General features: G+C 57.5%; 18 protein-coding genes and 1 pseudogene. 9 read left to right on the top strand and 10 right to left on the bottom strand.

Features of this window, described 5'->3' with window-relative positions; translation table 11 throughout:
* Nucleotides 1-25 precede the first annotated feature (25 nt).
* The gene (locus ACIGG6_RS03070) at nucleotides 26-829 is read left to right on the top strand and encodes a creatininase family protein (RefSeq protein WP_399842126.1); all 804 of its coding nucleotides are present in this window, start codon (nucleotides 26-28) and stop codon (nucleotides 827-829) included.
* Here ACIGG6_RS03070 and ribA read toward each other — a convergent pair.
* On the bottom strand, nucleotides 826-1,929 hold the full coding sequence (gene ribA, locus ACIGG6_RS03065) for a GTP cyclohydrolase II RibA (protein WP_399842124.1): 1,104 nt from the start codon (nucleotides 1,927-1,929) through the stop codon (nucleotides 826-828). The genes ACIGG6_RS03070 and ribA overlap by 4 nt on opposite strands.
* Nucleotides 1,930-1,993: 64 nt before the next feature.
* Between ribA and ACIGG6_RS03060 the strand changes: the two genes are divergently transcribed.
* Entirely contained in the window at nucleotides 1,994-2,857 is an 864-nt protein-coding gene (locus tag ACIGG6_RS03060) for a RibD family protein (RefSeq protein ID WP_399842434.1), read from the top strand.
* 105 nt (nucleotides 2,858-2,962) lie between these two features.
* Here the strand turns inward: ACIGG6_RS03060 and ACIGG6_RS03055 are convergent.
* The 4 genes and pseudogenes from ACIGG6_RS03055 to ACIGG6_RS03040 form a co-directional block, all read right to left on the bottom strand.
* Nucleotides 2,963-3,835, bottom strand: a pseudogene (locus ACIGG6_RS03055) (lysylphosphatidylglycerol synthase transmembrane domain-containing protein); the annotation flags it as partial.
* A gap of 3 nt (nucleotides 3,836-3,838) precedes the next feature.
* A complete protein-coding gene (locus ACIGG6_RS03050) occupies nucleotides 3,839-5,773 on the bottom strand; it encodes a glycosyltransferase (RefSeq protein WP_399842122.1) in 1,935 nt (644 codons plus the stop codon).
* A complete protein-coding gene (locus ACIGG6_RS03045; protein WP_253506639.1) occupies nucleotides 5,770-6,168 on the bottom strand; it encodes a 6-pyruvoyl trahydropterin synthase family protein in 399 nt (132 codons plus the stop codon). The genes ACIGG6_RS03050 and ACIGG6_RS03045 overlap by 4 nt, the downstream gene beginning before the upstream one ends.
* Nucleotides 6,169-6,202: 34 nt before the next feature.
* A complete protein-coding gene (locus tag ACIGG6_RS03040; RefSeq protein WP_399842119.1) occupies nucleotides 6,203-7,183 on the bottom strand; it encodes a zinc-binding alcohol dehydrogenase in 981 nt (326 codons plus the stop codon).
* Between the two features lie 258 nt (nucleotides 7,184-7,441).
* On the opposite strand from ACIGG6_RS03040, the gene ACIGG6_RS03035 reads away from it, so the two are divergent.
* The 4 genes from ACIGG6_RS03035 (at nucleotide 7,442) to ACIGG6_RS03020 (ending at nucleotide 11,230) form a co-directional block, all read left to right on the top strand.
* Nucleotides 7,442-8,170: a CDP-alcohol phosphatidyltransferase family protein gene (locus ACIGG6_RS03035; protein ID WP_399842118.1), complete on the top strand. Its 729-nt coding sequence runs from the start codon at nucleotides 7,442-7,444 to the stop codon at nucleotides 8,168-8,170.
* Between the two features lie 130 nt (nucleotides 8,171-8,300).
* Nucleotides 8,301-9,638 (top strand): erythromycin esterase family protein, encoded by a 1,338-nt coding sequence (locus ACIGG6_RS03030; protein ID WP_399842116.1) that lies wholly within the window; start codon nucleotides 8,301-8,303, stop codon nucleotides 9,636-9,638.
* 9 nt (nucleotides 9,639-9,647) lie between these two features.
* Nucleotides 9,648-10,310 carry a phosphoribosyltransferase gene (locus ACIGG6_RS03025; protein ID WP_399842114.1) on the top strand — a complete coding sequence of 221 codons (663 nt, stop codon included), beginning with the start codon at nucleotides 9,648-9,650 and terminating at the stop codon, nucleotides 10,308-10,310.
* A gap of 359 nt (nucleotides 10,311-10,669) precedes the next feature.
* Nucleotides 10,670-11,230 carry a manganese efflux pump MntP gene (locus ACIGG6_RS03020; RefSeq protein ID WP_083023102.1) on the top strand — a complete coding sequence of 187 codons (561 nt, stop codon included), beginning with the start codon at nucleotides 10,670-10,672 and terminating at the stop codon, nucleotides 11,228-11,230.
* Nucleotides 11,231-11,352: 122 nt separating this feature from the next.
* Here ACIGG6_RS03020 and bla read toward each other — a convergent pair whose 3' ends face one another.
* From bla to dhiT, 4 genes are all read right to left on the bottom strand, one after another.
* Nucleotides 11,353-12,234 (bottom strand): class A beta-lactamase, encoded by an 882-nt coding sequence (bla, locus tag ACIGG6_RS03015; protein ID WP_399842112.1) that lies wholly within the window; start codon nucleotides 12,232-12,234, stop codon nucleotides 11,353-11,355.
* 78 nt (nucleotides 12,235-12,312) lie between these two features.
* Nucleotides 12,313-12,750 (bottom strand): OsmC family protein, encoded by a 438-nt coding sequence (locus ACIGG6_RS03010; protein WP_399842109.1) that lies wholly within the window; start codon nucleotides 12,748-12,750, stop codon nucleotides 12,313-12,315.
* A gap of 88 nt (nucleotides 12,751-12,838) precedes the next feature.
* Nucleotides 12,839-13,360 carry a type II toxin-antitoxin system antitoxin DhiA gene (gene dhiA / locus ACIGG6_RS03005; protein WP_399842106.1) on the bottom strand — a complete coding sequence of 174 codons (522 nt, stop codon included), beginning with the start codon at nucleotides 13,358-13,360 and terminating at the stop codon, nucleotides 12,839-12,841.
* Complete coding sequence (gene dhiT, locus ACIGG6_RS03000; RefSeq protein WP_399842105.1) at nucleotides 13,354-13,623, bottom strand: type II toxin-antitoxin system toxin DhiT; 270 nt, start codon at nucleotides 13,621-13,623, stop codon at nucleotides 13,354-13,356. The genes dhiA and dhiT overlap by 7 nt, the downstream gene beginning before the upstream one ends.
* A 167-nt stretch (nucleotides 13,624-13,790) precedes the next feature.
* Between dhiT and ACIGG6_RS02995 the strand changes: the two genes are divergently transcribed.
* From ACIGG6_RS02995 to ACIGG6_RS02985, 3 genes are all read left to right on the top strand, one after another.
* Nucleotides 13,791-14,612 (top strand): aldo/keto reductase, encoded by an 822-nt coding sequence (locus ACIGG6_RS02995; RefSeq protein WP_399842102.1) that lies wholly within the window; start codon nucleotides 13,791-13,793, stop codon nucleotides 14,610-14,612.
* Between the two features lie 163 nt (nucleotides 14,613-14,775).
* The gene (locus ACIGG6_RS02990; protein WP_399842100.1) at nucleotides 14,776-15,027 is read left to right on the top strand and encodes a type II toxin-antitoxin system Phd/YefM family antitoxin; all 252 of its coding nucleotides are present in this window, start codon (nucleotides 14,776-14,778) and stop codon (nucleotides 15,025-15,027) included.
* Nucleotides 15,024-15,278: a Txe/YoeB family addiction module toxin gene (locus ACIGG6_RS02985; protein ID WP_311063063.1), complete on the top strand. Its 255-nt coding sequence runs from the start codon at nucleotides 15,024-15,026 to the stop codon at nucleotides 15,276-15,278. The genes ACIGG6_RS02990 and ACIGG6_RS02985 overlap by 4 nt, the downstream gene beginning before the upstream one ends.
* A 77-nt stretch (nucleotides 15,279-15,355) precedes the next feature.
* On the opposite strand, the gene ACIGG6_RS02980 is transcribed toward ACIGG6_RS02985, so the two are convergent.
* On the bottom strand, nucleotides 15,356-15,484 hold the full coding sequence (locus tag ACIGG6_RS02980; RefSeq protein ID WP_399842097.1) for a hypothetical protein: 129 nt from the start codon (nucleotides 15,482-15,484) through the stop codon (nucleotides 15,356-15,358).
* Between the last annotated feature and the right edge of the window lie 123 nt (nucleotides 15,485-15,607).

Here is a 15,607-nt window from a genome sequence, read left to right as displayed (position 1 = left end):
AACCCACTCAGCTAGCGAGATTGTCATGGTTTATCACTGGCAGCACCTGACCGCCCCCCAACTACGCACCCTTGCCCAGCGCGACCCGGTGGCGGTGATTACCCTAGGGGCCATTGAGCAGCACGGCACTCATCTGCCGCTAGGCACCGACCTCATCATCGGCGAGGGCTTGCAGGCGGCGATGCTCAAACAGTTAGAGAAGCAGGACGCTAGCCTGGACGTTGTGTGCCTACCCGCCATCGCGGTGGGTGCCAGCGATGAGCATGCCAGTTTTGCCGGCACGCTGAGCCTGCCCGCGCCGCTGGCGATCGCTACATTGGAAGCCTACGGCGAGAGCATTGCCCGTGCAGGGATTCACAAGCTCGTGCTGATTAATAGCCACGGGGGGAATAAAGCGGTGATGGATTTAGCTGCGCTCACGCTTCGGCGGCGCTGCCACATGCGCGTGGTCAAAGCGACCTACACGCGGCTGCCCCCCTTGGAAGGCGCGATGAACGCCGATGAGCTGCGCTACGGGCTGCACGGCGGGCTGCTGGAAACTTCCATGATGCAGCACTTAGCGCCGCAACTGGTGACGTTTGAAGGCTATACCCCCGCCGCCCCCGCCACACCATCGGAGGGCGCTTTGGTAAGCCCGGAAGGCAGCGCTGCTTTCGCTTGGCTAGGGGAAGATTTAAGCCACCACGGCGTAGCGGGGGATGCTAGCCAAGCCAACGCCGCCCTCGGTAAACGGCTTGTTCACCACTATGCTGCACAACTTGCCCAGGTGGTAGCAGAAACGGCCCAGCTGCCGCCGCTGGAGCCATCAGCGGCCGCAGGTAAACGTTAGCGACTGCGGCTTTCTAGCACTTCATCCAAAAAGTGGCCCGCCCGGTTGGCTTTGGCGCTCAGGTAGCGATGGTTATGGTCGGTCACGCTGCCATACAGCGCCTGGCGGGATACCACCTCAATACCGCCTTCGCGCAACGCGGCCATTTTCAGCGGGTTGTTGGTGAGTAGCTGTACCTGATCAATACTCAGAGCGTTCAGCATGTCCACCGCCACCGCGTACTGGCGTTCGTCGTCGCCAAAGCCCAGTACCTGGTCGGCATCCACCGTATCCAGGCCGCTATCCTGCAGCGTATAGGCACGCAGCTTATTGGCTAAGCCAATTCCCCGCCCCTCTTGGGCAAGGTAGAGCAGCACACCGCCCCCCATCGCCTGGATATCGGCCACGGCATTACGCAGCTGTTCGCCGCAGTCGCAGCGCAGGCTGCCAAACAGGTCGCCGGTTAAGCAGGCGGAGTGCATACGCAGCGGCACGGGGCCTTCCAGGCTATCGAGTTCACCGATCACCACGGCAACGTGCTCGCGTAGGCCATCCAGTTCACGGAACAGCACAAAGCGGCTATTGGGGGCATCCTCAAGCGGAATATTAGCCTCGCTCACCCGTTTCAGCATGCCCGGCGCGCCAGCCAAACACGCCAGCGCCTCTTCAGCCTTCACTTCCAACAGCCGCCCTTGGGCAATTTGCTCGGCCACCTCCTCCTGTGCCCGTTCGCTGACCACCGCAGTCAGCGCTGCCGGAATCAGTAGCGCCCGTCGCATTAGCGCTACCGCACTACGCTCTGCCGCCCCGGCGGGCTTCAAGCCGCTGAGTAGCGCGCTAGGCTTAGTGGCTGCATTTGCTACCGCTAGCTGGTTTAGCTCGTGTTCACTCACATGCTCTGGTAGTGGCAGGCAGGCGGCCTCGGCGGTGAGCGACATGCCCATGGCCTCCAGGCGGTGGCGCGTGAGTACCAGCGTGGGGCGCGCACCGGAGAGGCGTGCCAGGGCATCTACCGAGCGGCTGCCTTCCAACGCTTGCACCAGAAGGCGCTGCTCACCGCTGTTAATAACCACCGGCAAACCACGGCGAATATCGAAAATAGCGCGTTCAATGTGATACATGTAGGCCTCCAGGTTGCCTAGTGATGTGGGCAAAGGTCGCTTGCGTTGGGCCGCACAGCCCCGCATGATCTGTGGTTATTTTCAGTGTGGAGGCGTCATGCCCGACTCCCGTAGCCCCCAGCAATCCTCTCCCATCGATAGTGATACGGCGTGGGCGTGGCTGACAGCCCAGTGTGCAGGCGCGTCCAGTGCTGCCGGCATATCCGTTGCTAGCGATGGCCAGTGGCACTCGCCGCAGGCGGTAACGCCTCAAGCTCAGGCGCTGTTGGATTGCCTGACGCCGCTGGCGACCCGCCCCACCTGGGTCGTCGCCCAGCTGGGGCAGAGCCTTGATGGGCGAATCGCCACGGAAAGTGGCCATTCCCACTACATCAACGGCGCGGAAAGCTTGGTACACCTGCATCGGCTGCGTGCCTTGGCCGACGCGGTGGTAGTGGGTGCAGGCACCGCCGCCGCCGATAACCCCCAGCTCACCGTGCGCCACGTGAGCGGCTGCCACCCGACCCGCGTGGTGCTCGACCCGCGTGGTCGCGTGCCCAGCGATATCGCGCTGTTCACCAACGGCGACGTGAAAACGCTGCACCTTACCGGGCCAGAGGTCGCGCCTTTGGCCAGCAGCGCTGAGCACTGCGTACTGCCCCTGAACGCTAGCGGGCAGTTCAGCCCCGCCGATGTGATTGCCCTGCTGGCAGCGCGCGGGCTGAAGCGTGTACTGGTGGAAGGCGGCGGTATCACTATTTCCCAATTTATTGAGGCTAACAGCGTAGACCGCCTGCACCTGATGGTGGCACCGCTGTTGATTGGCTCCGGCAGGCCGGGCCTGCAAATGACACCCATCGAGACTCTGGAGAGCGCGCTGCGCCCTACGATGCGCTCGTTCCGGTGCGGCGACGACACGCTGTTCGATGTGGAGCTGCGGGCTTTCTAAACCACCCGACGATGGTGGCCCAGAAAAAGCGGGGCCGCGCCCAGGCGTGGCGCGGGCACGTTTACCTAGCGCCACCCAAATGCCCGGTAAGCTAGAGAGCAGTACCAGCACGCCATACGCCAGCGAGATGGCGACCCCCTGGGCGGCGGGTAACCCCACTAGCACCCAAATACCGGCAGCGGCGCCTTCGCGCAGCCCCCACCCCGCAATCGAGAGCGGCACCAGCATGGCTAACAGCAGCACTGGTGCTAGCGCCAGCACCTCAAGGGCAGGCATCTCGCTGCCAATGGCCCGGGCGGCGCACACCATCACTAGGCCATAGCTGAGCACAATCGTCAGCGAGGAGGCTAACTGCAGCGGCCATACGCCCCGCTGCAACAGCCCCCGGCGAATATCTCGGCCCAGCGCATTGCACCAGGCGGGTAGCGTGACTCCATGCCCACGACGCAACCACTCACCTAGCGCCACCAGCGCCAACAGCACAGCCACAAAGCTGGCAGCCAGCGTGAGTAGCAGGGGCACGCCTAGCGCAACGTGCCAGAGGGGCGACGTAAACAGCGCCGCTAGCGTGAGTAGCGCTACCGCCATTTGCCCGGACGCTCGCTCAATCACCACCGCACGCCAAGCGCTGCCTTTGGAAGCTGCCTGACGAGCGTGACGGTGGGCGCGCCCTGCATCTCCCAATACGCCCCCCGGCAGTAGCTGGTTGACCAGCAGCGCTAGGTAGTATTCGCGCAGGGCATAGCTAAAGCGTAGCGGGACATCCACCAAACCAGCGGTGAGCTTCCAGCGCCAAGCGCTGAGCGCTACCTGCAGCACGCTGATGGCAAGCGCTGCTAGCACCCATAACGGGGCTAGTCGCTTCACCTCCGCCAGAATGGCCGCTGGTTTTACCCATAAGGCCACCGCCGCCAGCAGCGCAAGGCTGATTAAGCCGCGCTGCACCCACGGCTGCCGCAGAAAACGCCACGCAGGCATGGGCTAGCCCTTCGCCGCTGGTAACGCCAGCAGATCGTAATGGCCTACCCAAACACCCGCTTGCCCGCGCTCCACGGCATCCAGGCGTGCAGTGCGCCACTCTGCAATACGGGTGGCAGCTTCAGGGGCCTGCTCGGTAGCCGCCTCTGCCCAACCGTTTATCAGCGAGCTAACCAATGGCTGCTGCTCATGGCTGCCCGCCACAAGCTGCCAAGGTGAAGGCGCCTCCTCTACCATGTAACCGTGCTGCTGCAACGCGTTCACCAACACCCCGTGGGCAGCGCCACCAAGCGCCTCGCCCAAGCCTTTATCCCGCTGCTGGTGGGCGTTAAACAGGCCCAGCACAAAGCGGTCTTCCGGGTCGTCGATGGGCTGCTGCTCGGCGTCTACAAAGTACCACTCGCCGGTGACGCTTAAGCTCACCATCAGCGCCTGCTGACGCTTTGCACACTGCGCGGCTAGCGCCTCTATCCACTGTTGGGATACCAGATCCATCAGCGCCGAGGCGCTCACGACATCCACGTCTTTTAACGCCGGATGGTCGAGATTGGACAACGAGGCGCAGTGGGTTTTCACTTTCAGCGGCTGCTCCGCGGCATCGTGCAGTGGTCGCGCCCGTGCTCGCGCCTCTTGCAACAAGGCGGCATCGTGATCAAACAGCGCCCAGCGTTGAGCGCTAGAGAGCCGTGGCGCTAAAAACTGCATATTGCTGCCCCGCCCGCAGCCTAGATCGGCCAATGCGGCAGGCGCAGAACGGGCCGCTAGCCAATCGTTTAGGCGGCTAACCAGCCCTTCACTACGGGCGTGGCTATCCACCGCTTCACGTAGTGAAAGCCAGCTGGCGGCAAACTGGCTGCCCGCCGAGAGTTCGGTCGAGCTTTCGTCGTTCAATGCTTTGGCAAACTCGACGCCGGCCGCTTGCCAGTCGTTTAGTTCACCACGGGCCACCGCCACACCGGCACGCAGCTCCGTGCGCAGCGCCTCGTTGGTACAGAAATTGGCAATCGCGGCACTTAACGCCTCAACATCGCCTGGGGCAACGCTAATACCCGCCCCTTCCGGCAGGGTATCGCGCAGCGCGCCACCGGTCGTGGTAATCACCGGCAGGCCGTGGGCCAAGGCTTCGGTGACCACCATGCCGTACCCTTCATACCAAGAGGGCAACACCAGCGCATGAGCGTTCTGGTAAGCAGCTTCAAGGGTAGGGGCATCGCATTCGCCATGCAGGGTGACGCGCTCGGCGAGCTGATGCTCATCAATCAGTTGCTGCACCTTGGCGCTGAACGCCGCATCACGGGCACCGCCATAGCAGTCGCACTGCCACTGGTCACCCTCTACCTGCGCTAACGCCTTGACCAGCACATCCTGGCCTTTGCGCGGGGTTAGCGTTGCCACGCACAGCAGGCGGATAGGCTCGCCCTCGTTAGGCGCCGGGCTCATCGGTGCCTGGGCAACACCGGGCTCGACGACGGTAATGGGCGCAGTAACCGGCAGCGAGTAGTCGTTCGCCAGTTCGCTTAAACGGCGGGCGGTGAAGCGGCTGGTGACGATAACCCGAGCCACTGAGGCTAACCCGGTTAGCTCGCAGCGGTGCAAATGCTGCTGCTCTTCACTGGAAAGCCCCTGCTCGTCCCCCAGCGGGTGGTGCAGCAGGGACGTGACATCCAGCCGGTCCGCATGGCGGGCCACGACTTCCGGTAACGCGCCCATGGCAAGGCCATCGATAATCACCCGCTCGCCATCGGCCAGCGCATCCAGCGCCTTATTCAGCGCTTGGCTGGCGGTGTCATCGGCATCGGGAAAGCGGCCATCTAACCCTCTCACGTCTACCTCAAGCCCCTGCTCGCGCAACGCGGTGACGATCTGAGCATCGTAGATATAGCCGCCGGTGCGCTGGTTCGGGTCACCGGCGACCAATAAGGTATAGCGTTGGCTCATAACGCTCCTTCATAGCTTGCCCAGGCCACATGGGATTCATGCAGCTTGATTTCCATTTGGGTAAGGCCTTTCGCGGTCTCGCCCATTCTGCCCGCCTTGATGGCCGCGGCTAGCTGATCGAAGATCACCTTCGCCATAAATTCGGTGGTGGTGTTCTGGCCGGTAAACTCGCTTACCTCATCCAGGTTGCGGTAGTTGTAATCCGCCAGCACCTCTTTGACAGTTTCGCTGGCCAGGCCGATATCAATTACCAGCCCGTCTTGGTCCAACTCTGGGCGCTGAAATACCACATCCACCACGTAAGTCGCGCCGTGGGTGCGCTGGGCCGGGCCGAAAATCTCGCCTTTAAAGCTATGGGCAATCATAAAGTGGTCGCGAACGCATAAACGGTACATGGCAACTCCTATCGAAATGTAAGTACTTACTACGTTAGGGATAACAAATTCGGTGACAAAGTGCAGTGCTATGTTTACCAAACAGCGCTGGCGCCAGCGCGGGGAAATCAGCAAAGTCGCTTTCGCTACTAATGAGTGCCTCTAACGCTGGGTCGGCGAGTAGGCGCAGCGCTACTTCCAGGCGGCGGCGGTAGTTCCAGCGGGGCTGCAGTTTGGCGGGTAGCTGACCCACCTGGCTGGCACGCAGGGTTAAGCGCTGGGAGTGAAACGCACCGCCTAACGGCAGAGAGACTTCGCCCTGACCAAACCAGCTCATTTCAATCACGCGGCCCTCGTTGCCCACTAAACTCATGGCATGGCGTAGGCCATCCGGGTGGCCGCTGGCGTGAATCACACAGTCTTGATCCGTAGGTGCCTGCTCAGGCAGAGCAAAAGGAATGCCCAAGGCGCGGGCAAGCGCTTCGCGCTCGGGGTTAACATCAATCAGCTGCACCTCTACCCCAGGGATTCGCGCGCATAAATAAGCGACCAGCGCGCCAACAACACCAGCGCCCATCACACATACCCGCTCGCCCAGCATGGGGTTGGCATCCCATACGCCGTTCAGGGCGGTTTCCATATTGGCCGCCAATACCGCACGATGGGCAGGCACGCTCTCTGGGATCGGCACCACCATAGCGGCAGGTACGATGTAGTGATCTTGGTGCGGGTAAAGGCAAAAAACAGTTTTATCGACAAGCTCGCGAGGGCCGTGGGTTACACGTCCCACACTGCAGTAGCCGTACTTCACCGGGGTAGGAAAATCGCCCGCCTGAAAAGGCGCACGCATACGCTGCGTTTCGCTTTCCGGCACGCGGGCATTAAACACCAGCGACTCGGTACCACGACTAACGCCGCTATAAAGGGCGCGAACACGAACATCACTTTCACCCAAGGCAGGCAGCGTTTCGTGCCGCAATTCGCCATGGCCTGGGCGCGTTACCCAAAAAGCCATAGCCATATCAGGCGCCGACATGACATTTCCTTATCGTTGAAGCGCTGTTTCCATCCGTAGATCTTAGCGTTGCTAAGATTTGGCGACTTTTCAATGGCACACCTATAGCTTAGCGTAGAAAAGGCATTGGTCTATTAACACTTGCCAGCCTTCAACATGAATTAAAAAGAGACGCTCGTTGCATAGACAACCTTACACACCTATACAAGAATGGTACATAGCTAAATAATTGCATCATTAATTTCAACTGCGGGTGGTTACCCCGCTTCGTGAGCCACCATGCCCCATGCGTCTAATTCCTCTAGCTATTCGTTCCCTAAACGCCTCTACAGTGGCGTTGAGCTTCTGCTAGGCGCACTGCTACTGATTGGGCTTGGTACGCTGCTTACCCCGCTCATGGCCAGCGCAGCGAACTGGTGGGTGGCGGGTGCTTTCTATGCGCTGATTAGCCTGCTGGTACTGGCGTTTTGGCCCCACGGGCCGCTGGGCTGGGCCAACCGAGTCACCCTTGGCCGCTCAGTGCTAATTTCGCTAGTGGCAGGAGCGCTGGTTGGCGAAGCGTTTATTCAGGCGATCTGGCTATGGCTGGGCGTGGCGGTTATCGCGCTACTGCTGGATGGGGTCGATGGCTGGATAGCCCGGCGAACCCGCAGCCACTCCCCGTTTGGCGCCCGGTTTGATATGGAGCTGGACGCCCTGCTGATCACGCTACTCTGTATTGGGCTGATTGTGGAAGAATCACTCGGGCTCTGGGTACTGCTGATTGGCGGTATGCGCTACCTGTTTGTTGCCGCTAGCCTGCCCTTCCCCTGGCTGAATGAACCGCTGAATGAGAGCTTTCGCCGCAAAGCCGTCTGCGTATGGCAGGTAGTCGCGCTACTATTAGCATTAACACCACTGACCTCGCCTTTTTTCGCCGGTTTGCTGGCGTTGAGCGCCCTGGTGAGCCTTGCCTACTCATTCGGCGTGGACGTGTGGTGGCTGCACCGTAAAGCAAACCATCCCTAGGTACCGCGCTAATCCAGCGCATGTGTTTAGGGTGCCATGCTGCCTAGCCAACCCTCCCAGATAAGCTTGGATAAGGTGATTTTTCCTTACTATAGTAAATTTCACACGCCCCGCGCTCCGGGAGATTCTCATGGATCACTCGACAGTAGCTCCCCTCCCTTCTGCTCGGCAAACCGCACAGGCGATTGCCAACGCTTGCGAGCCTCTTCCCACGCTGGAAGAGGCAGAAGCCTTCGACGCTCAATTTGACCGTTTCGGCGAGGCCAAGATGGTATTGCTGGGCGAGGCGTCCCACGGAACCTCCGAATTCTATCGAGCGCGGGCGGCAATTACCCAACGGCTTATCAAACATCACGGCTTTAGTATGGTGGCCGTTGAAGCGGACTGGCCCGATGCTGCGCATATTGACCGCCACGTTAGGCACCGCCCGGTAGTAGGCGAAGAGCGGCAGGCGTTCACTCGATTCCCCGCCTGGATGTGGCACAACACCGAAGTCGAGACCTTTACCGAGTGGCTGCGCCAACATAATGCCAGCCTGCCCTTTCAACAGCGCACCAGCTTTCGCGGCCTGGATATTTACTCGCTGCGTGCCTCCATGGTTGCCGTGCTGGATTATCTGGACCGAATCGACCCCGATGCCGCCAATCTTGCCCGCCAACGTTATGGCTGCTTAACGCCTTGGCATAGTGAACCCGCCCTGTACGGTCATGCCGTCTTACGTGGCGAACAAGACGCTTGCGAAGAGGCGGTGGTGGCGCAACTTCAAACGCTACTGGACCACCGGCTTGAGTACATGGCCAAAGAGAACGGCGAGGCCTATTTCAATGCGACCCAGAACGCCCGCGTGGTGAGAGCGGCGGAACAGTACTACCGGCTGATGTACCGTGGCTCCACCCAATCCTGGAACCTGCGTGACCGGCATATGTTCAATACGCTGCAACAGCTTATCCAGGCCAAAGGCCCTGATGCCAAGGTAGTAGTTTGGGCGCACAACTCCCATATTGGTAATGCCTCTGCTACGGAGATGGGTTGGCAGGGGCAATTCAATATCGGCGAGCTATGTCGCACCGCTTATGGGGATCAAGCAGTGCTCATCGGTTTTGGGACGCATACCGGGTACGTCGCCGCCGCCGATAACTGGGATTCACCCATGCAGATCAAACAGGTGGTGCCATCACGTACCGACTCCTTTGAACGCATCTTCCATGAAACGCGGCTGCCACGCGCCTTAATTGATCTACGGCATTCTCACCACACAGATGCTCGCGACCGCTTAACCCCAACGCGCTTAGAACGCGCTATCGGTGTTATCTATCGTCCTGAAAGCGAGTACTACAGCCACTACTTCAAGGCCTCGCTAGCAGAGCAGTTTGATGCCTACGTGTGGTTTGACGAGACCACCCCCATCACGCCGCTGCCCAGTGAAAGGCCCCATGGCGTACCGGATACCTATCCGTTTGGCGTTTAGGAGCAACTCATGGTCGCCTATAGAGCACTGTTTAAAGATCGACGCGATGCGGGTCGTCGGCTTGCCCAGGCACTCACCAGTACGCACTACGATGTCGTACTGGCACTTCCCCGCGGTGGAGTGCCTGTGGCCTACGAGGTAGCCACCCGGCTAAAGCTCCCGCTTGATGTGGTTATTGTGCGCAAAATTGGTGCCCCTGGGCAGCCTGAGTTTGGGCTTGGCGCGGTTGTTGATGGCGACCCGCCGCAGGTAGTGCTAACGCCGCAAATGGTAGACATCTTCCAACCTACCGAACGCTACCTTGAAGCGGAAATTCAGCGGCAGCTGGATGAGATCACCCGTCGCCGCCACGCGTATATCGGCCAGCGCCCACCGGTTAACGTTAGCGGCCGCCGAGTGTTACTGATAGATGACGGTATTGCCACTGGTGGAACGGCCAAGGCAGCCGCCAGAGCATTACGCCAAGCGGGCGCCACCAGTATTACCCTAGCGGTGCCCGTCGCCCCGGAAACTGCATTAACCGAGCTGGCCGCCGAAGTAGATGACTACCTCTGCCTGATGACCCCCGACTATTTTAATGCCGTTGGCGCGTATTATCAGGACTTCACCCAAACCAACGATGACGAAGTGATCGCGTTATTACAAAAAGCACAGCCTCCCAAAAACAAATAAATAGGCGCTTTGCCCTATATTTATAACTTTTAATCTACCGTTAAAAAGCACTCTTTTAACTGTTAAACACCTGCTAATTTCCGCCTCTTATATTTAATAACCCTATATCTCACCCACTTACCTTAAAAAAACAAAAAAGATGAAAAGGCCAACAAAATCAGCTAACAGACACATTGTTAGCCAAGGCTATATTAGTTCGCTATTACAAACTTTATTTTTCACTCCTTGCCTTGTTCAATGATTAAAAGCTGATAAGATTCACCGCTATTGAATCCCCTACTTTTGCGCTCAGGTATGCGGTGTAACGCATGCTGACGCAGTCGCTGTGCGCAAATGTATTACCAAAGAGTACATGTGTCATGACACCTGTTGCCCTACTATTTTTAGCGGTTTCCATGTCGGCGGATGCCTTTGCAGCTTCCATCAGTAAAGGCGCGGAACTCACCAAACCCCGCTTCCGCCATGCGGTCGGTATTGGCTTGGTATTCGGCATTATTGAAGCGATGACGCCTGTACTCGGCTGGGTAGCAGGCAAGGCTTCTCAGCAGTACGTAGAAGCCTGGGATCATTGGGTTGCATTTGTTCTACTGACCATTATCGGCCTGCATATGATGTATGAAGGGCTGAAGAAAGAAGAAAAGGTAGAGCACCGCAAACAAACCCTGTGGCTGCTGGTACTGACGGCCACCGCCACCAGCCTGGACGCCATGGCCGTGGGCGCCAGCTTGGCATTTATTGATGTGAACATCATCACCACCAGCCTTGCTATTGGCCTTGCCACCACCGTGATGGCATCGCTGGGTACACTGCTTGGTCATAAGTTTGGTAAATACGTAGGCCACTGGGCGGAACTGATAGGCGGCGTGGTGCTGATTGGGATTGGTGTCATGGTGGTCGTGGAGCATACGGGCGTATTGTAATAACGCAGCAATAAGTGTGAGCAGCTGTGTTTAAGATAGAGTTTAACAGCGCCACCACGTTAGATTGTTCTAAAGAAAAACAGATATAAAAAACGGGTGGCCTATTCGCCACCCGTTTTTTATTAATTATCCGCTAAGACGTCTTGAACTACTTCGCCTAAAGACGCAATGGCCGCATTACGCTCCTTAAACGATGCGTCGGTTTCGGTGATATAAAACACCACGACCGTCGGCGCTTGCTCCGGTGGCCAAATAATCGCGGTAATCGAGCGTGAACCGTAACCGCCTGCGCCGGTTCTGTCCGCAATTATCCAATCAAACGGCATGGCGGCACGGAACAGGCCATCCGCCACCGCATTGCCCTTCATCCACGCTTCTAACTGCTGGCGAGACTCATCTGATAACACATCCCCAAGCACCAGCTTTTCTAACGTAGCCAGCATGGCGTTGGGCGTGGTGGTGTCTCGCTCATCTCCTGGCGTGGCTTCGTTTAGCTCGGTCTCATAGCGGTCCAGCCGGGTCATGGGGTCATCCATACTACGCGCGAACGCCGTGATGACTTCTGGCCCGCCTAGCGCTTGCAGCACGAGATTAGCGGCGGTGTTATCGCTAGTGGTCATGGTGGCATCGCACAGCTCGAACAGCGTCATCGGCCGATGGCCCGCGTACTGCTCGGTGACCGGCGAGTAGGTGACCAAATCGGACTCTTCAAAACTGACCTCGGTTTCCAGCGCCAGTTGCCCCTCATCCACCTGCTCCAGCAGCGCGCCACAGGCCAGAGTTTTAAAGGTGCTGGACATGGCAAAGCGCTCATCCGCATTCACTTCCCAGCGCTGGCTCGTGGCTAAATTGTGGGCGGCAAAGCCAATACGCGCATCCAAGGTTTGCTCGATGCGCTCAAGCTCGGCGGTAATGCGATCCTCCTGCGCCATGACAGAAGACGAGGCAAACAACAGGCAAGCCGACAGCGCAGCACGCATCCAGCGTGGGTGGCGGTAGATCATTGTAGATATTCCTAAGCAGTTAGGGGAAAGCGTCCGTGCTGAGTTTAGCAGGCAAGCTCAGTAAGATAAGGTGCGAAATTAAAACTGAATCTCGGTTACCACATCGGTCTTAACAGAGCTAGCGATAAAGCACTTTTCATGGGCGGCGTGATGAATCTGCTCAAGCGCCTCCATTGAGGGTGGCTCCCCTGCAAACACCGCCTTTGGTCGCAGCGTTACTTGGGTCATGGCGATCTTCCCATCGCTGCCCTTCTCCATTACACCCACCGCGTTATCCACATAGCTTTCCACGACAAAACCCTGCTGCGCGGCAATGGCGAGGAAGAACAGCATATGGCAACTGGAGAGCGAGGCCACAAACGCCTCTTCCGGGTCGACGTTGGCCTCGACCGAATAAGGCAACGGCACCACATGAGGCGATGACGAAGCAGGCACGCGAACGCCGCCATCAAACACCCACTCGTGCCCACGGCTATAGCGCTGATCTAGAAAGGCTTCATCAGCCCACTGGCCCACTGAATGGAAGCGGTATACTCGGCCATTTGGGTTCCTCTGGTTAAATAGCTAGGTAGAGTAACGTCAATGCGTAAGCGCAGAACCCAGCTTAAATGTAAGGCTCGTTGATACTTGCGGCACGGTCTTTCGCTAGCTCAATGACGGCATGCCCCAGCTGCACCAGCGTGCCAAAATTAGGCTTGGTTTCAGGTTTTAATGAACGGTAAGCGCTGGTGCGACTTTTGATACCTGCTTTCGCGATCACTTGGCTATGACCAAATTGCTCCACATAAGAGCGAATAGCGGCTTGCAAAATATCAGGGCGACCCTCTTTCATTGACTCCCAGGAAGCCTGCTTAATCACGGCTTCCATTTCTTGAACGTTAAAAAAAACGTCTGCAGGCTTTTGCTCACCTTTGGTAATGGCACGCAGTGTTGCCGCAGAAAGCTCATTGCCGCTCCAATTGAGGGAGCCTTCCGGAGTTAAGGAAAAACGCTTGAAGTCTTTGATCTCAGAAAAAGGAGGCTTACTGAAGTAAGCTGCCAGATCAGCGCGGCCCTGGTAACCATCGCTGAACGTTAGCGCCAGGGCATGATCTGAAATGACATCAACATCCACGATTTTTAGCATACGTCACCTAGCTTACCTGGGTTTTCGCCATTCACTGCTTTGTGCCACATCACCATCAACTGTTCACGGTGCTCGAAAATATGGCTCTCTGCTCTCTTACGCTGCTTGCTAGGCAGATAGCCCTCTAGACATTCTCCCGTTTCAATCGCAATGATTAGCTCGTAGCTACCATACTTCACATGAAGGTGGGGTAGCTTATGTTGCTTGTTATCAAAAAAATATAAGCAAAAAGAAAGGCCTAGCAACGCATCAATTTCCGGCATGGCATCTCTAACGCCTGTTATTTCAATAGACTATAGCAGCGTATCCTTGAAGAGACAAAATAGAAAAATGTCGAGGCACGGACCGTCTAAGATGGGAGCATGAACGGCGATGGCCTTGGGCAGTCAGAACCACATCGCAGCAGGAAATGACACTAGGAGAGTGAGATATGCAGACGATTGAGCTAGGCGGCGTTAGCGTACCCCGTATCGGCCAGGGCACCTGGCACATGGGCGAGGATGCCGGGCAGCGGCAGGCTGAAATCAGGGCGCTGCGTGAAGGTATAGACCTGGGCATGACGCTGATCGATACCGCCGAGATGTATGCCGAGGGAGGCGCTGAAGAGATTGTTGGCGAAGCCATTCGCGGGCGGCGCGATGAGGTGTATCTCGTTAGCAAGGTTTACCCCCACAACGCCAGCACCCAGGGCGTTCAAGCTGCCTGCGAGCGCAGCCTGCGCCGATTGGGCACCGATACGATTGATCTCTACCTGCTGCATTGGCGCGGCCAGTACCCGCTGAGCGAAACCGTGGAAGCGTTTGAGCGGCTACGCGAACAGGGCAAGATCCTGCGCTGGGGCGTGTCGAACTTCGATGTTGACGACCTAGAAGAGCTAAACGCGCCCGCTTGCGCCACTAACCAAGTGCTCTACAACCCCGAAGCACGTGGCATTGAATACGACCTGCTGCCCTGGCAAGCACAACACCACATGCCGCTCATGGCCTACTGCCCTATCGGACAAGGCGGCGCGCTACTTCGTGACGCTACTCTGCAACGCATCGCCGACAAACACCGCGCCACCCCCGCGCAAGTCGCGCTTGCTTGGGCACTACGTCACCCCGGCGTAATCGCGATTCCTAAAGCTGTGAACCTGGACCACCTGAAACAGAACGCTAATGTGGATAAGGTTAGGCTCGATGACGAGGATTTGACAGAGATTGATGCCGCCTACGCGCCGCCAACGCGTAAGCAGAGTTTGAAGATGGTGTGAGCAAGCGCCTATCAACGGCTTAGCGTGGGATACGATTCGTGGGCATCACCTGCTCAACCGCTATTTTTGAGCGGCGAAAACCGAACACTGCGAAGCCAATTGGCAAACCCAACTCTGTACGTTATTCTGTACATTAACAACATCGCGTACAGGAGTGCCTTTCATGGATGCCATCAGCTACACCGCCGCTAGAACCAATTTAGCAAAAACCATGGAGCAGGTCTGTGAAGACCACGCTCCTATGATCATCACCCGCAATAAGGCGCAATCCGTGGTCATGATCTCTCTCGAAGACTATGAAGCACTGCAAGAGACAGCATACCTCCTACGCGCGCCCAAAAACGCCCGCCGTTTACTGGAATCCGTTGCCGAGTTGGAGCAAGGAGGTGGTCAGGAAAAGGAGCTTCTTGAATGAAGCTCATCTTTTCCGAGAACGCCTGGGAGGACTATTTGTACTGGCAGAAAACCGATAAGAAGGTTCTTAACCGAATCAACAAGCTAATCAAAGAAATCAAGCGAGAGCCATTTGAAGGAGTCGGCAAGCCAGAACCCCTTAAACATAGCCTCGCGGGTTACTGGTCTCGGCGAATCAACGAAGAACACCGAATGGTTTACAAAGTCACGGATGACGCTTTGCTTATTGCCCAGCTGCGATATCACTACTGATTTAACGCCCACCATAAACGGCGCGAGGAACGAGCGTCCGGCGACCGTAGGGAGCGAATTTCATGGCTTTGTTAGCATTATAGTAGGCCGGATAGACCAGAAATAAATGGAGAAAAGACTGTGATATGCGCTGATACATTTTGCATGAAATCTTTATATGCCTCTTTAAATCCTCCACTTTGGTGGCTAGCAGCAAGTGCTTGCACATTATCCACCTTGGCCGCAGAAACTGAGTGCAACACCTGAGCATTTCGCTAAGGTGTTGTCCCATGTCTTACCTCGAACTCAGTATTGAAGAACGTGCCAGCATCCAAGTGGGTCAAGCCCAA

The organism is Vreelandella lionensis, from assembly GCF_044543515.1.
Lineage (GTDB): Bacteria > Pseudomonadota > Gammaproteobacteria > Pseudomonadales > Halomonadaceae > Vreelandella > Vreelandella lionensis.
The sequence above is the reverse complement of the archived record's forward strand: the minus strand, read 5'-3'. Positions and strand labels throughout refer to the sequence as shown.